Genomic DNA, 1,345 nt, shown 5'->3' with positions numbered 1-1,345 from the left:
GTTCAGGGCGAAGCTGGCATCGAAGGTGTCGCCGGTCAGGATCATCCGCATGGCTACACCCATCCCCGCCACCTTTGCCAGCCGCTGGGTGCCACCACCGCCGGGAAGAATCCCCAGCCGGACCTCCGGCAAAGCGAAAGTCGATTCCGGCGTGGCGAGGCGGATGTCGCAGGCCAGCGCCAGCTCCAGCCCGCCGGCCACGCAGATGCCGTCGATAGCTGCAATCGTCGGCTTGACCACGTCCCCGGCGCCGGTCAGGCCGGCAAAGCTGATGATGGATGTGGGCGCGTCGCTCTCGGCGAGTTCGCGCCGATAGGTGAGATAGTTGCCAATATCGGCCCCCGTGCAGAAGGCGCGACCGCCCCGCGCGGAGAGGACGGCGACTTTGAGTTGCGGGTCGTCGTTGAAGCGCTTCCAGGCGCCGGCCAGCGCCCGGTCGTGTTCGACGTCGAGCGCGTTGTGGCGCTCGGGGCGGTCAATGATGATGTGGGCGATGGCGTGGTCGATGATCTGAAAGTCGATGGACATCTCAAGAATTCCGTTGATAAGAGAGAGGGCTCAGCGCATGGCGTTAGGCAGGCGTTTGGCGGCGGATCGCTCCAGCCACTCAAACGCGCCGTTCACGCCCACGCCGATCAGGCCGACGGTCAGCAGCAGGGCAAACACGCCGGGGGCGTCGAAGTCCCGCTGGGCAGAGAGCAGCAGGCGGCCGATGCCCGGCCGGGTGGCCAGCATCTCGACCAGCAGCGCGACGATGATCGCCAGTGGCGCCGCCACGCGCAGTCCAGCTATCACGCCGGGCAGGATGGACGGCACGTAGATATTCCTCGTCCGGCTCCACGGCGAGAGCCTGAGCGTGTGGCCCGTACTGATCAGTGTGGGATGGATCGATCGCGTTGCCTGCAGGACATTGAGCATCACCGGCCAGACCGTAGCTAGCGCGACTACCGAGATATCCAGCCCGGTGCCGGCGCCGATCAGCAGCATCGCCACGGGGACGATGGTCGGCGGCGGAATCGAGCGCAGGAATTCGAGCGTGGGCGCCACCGTGTCGGAGATGGCACGGCGCGCGCCCAGCGTGGCGCCCATCACCGTGCCGGCGATGCCGGCAACCAGCGTGGCGAGCAGCACGGTCTTCAGCGTGGCGAGGACCGCCAGTTGCAGGTCACCCGCCGCCAGCATGACGGCCGCCTGCGTCAGCCACGTCTGCGGGGGCGGCGCCACCGGCGAGGCAGGGTCGCCCAGCGCCCCCCAGACGCCGAGCAGGGCGATGGGCGTGGCAAGGCTGAGCAGCCCACGGGACATCTTGTTCATGAGCACAGTCCTTTCAGTTGCCCTGGGCCCC

The 1,345-nt window shown here is 67.8% G+C and carries 2 protein-coding genes; both read right to left on the bottom strand.

Annotation, left to right across the window (positions count from 1 at the left end; genetic code table 11):
• The coding region (locus AB4Z27_RS29000; protein ID WP_441645982.1) for an enoyl-CoA hydratase/isomerase family protein at window positions 1–528 on the bottom strand (528 nt) is incomplete at its 3' end.
• Between the two features lie 30 nt (window positions 529–558).
• Window positions 559–1,314 carry an ABC transporter permease gene (locus AB4Z27_RS28995; protein WP_441592755.1) on the bottom strand — a complete coding sequence of 252 codons (756 nt, stop codon included), beginning with the start codon at window positions 1,312–1,314 and terminating at the stop codon, window positions 559–561.
• Window positions 1,315–1,345 lie beyond the last annotated feature (31 nt).

The organism is Cupriavidus sp. KB_39 (assembly GCF_052114485.1).
Taxonomy (GTDB): Bacteria; Pseudomonadota; Gammaproteobacteria; order Burkholderiales; family Burkholderiaceae; genus Cupriavidus.
Note: the sequence above shows the minus strand (reverse complement) of the source record. Positions and strands in the feature narration are given on the sequence as shown.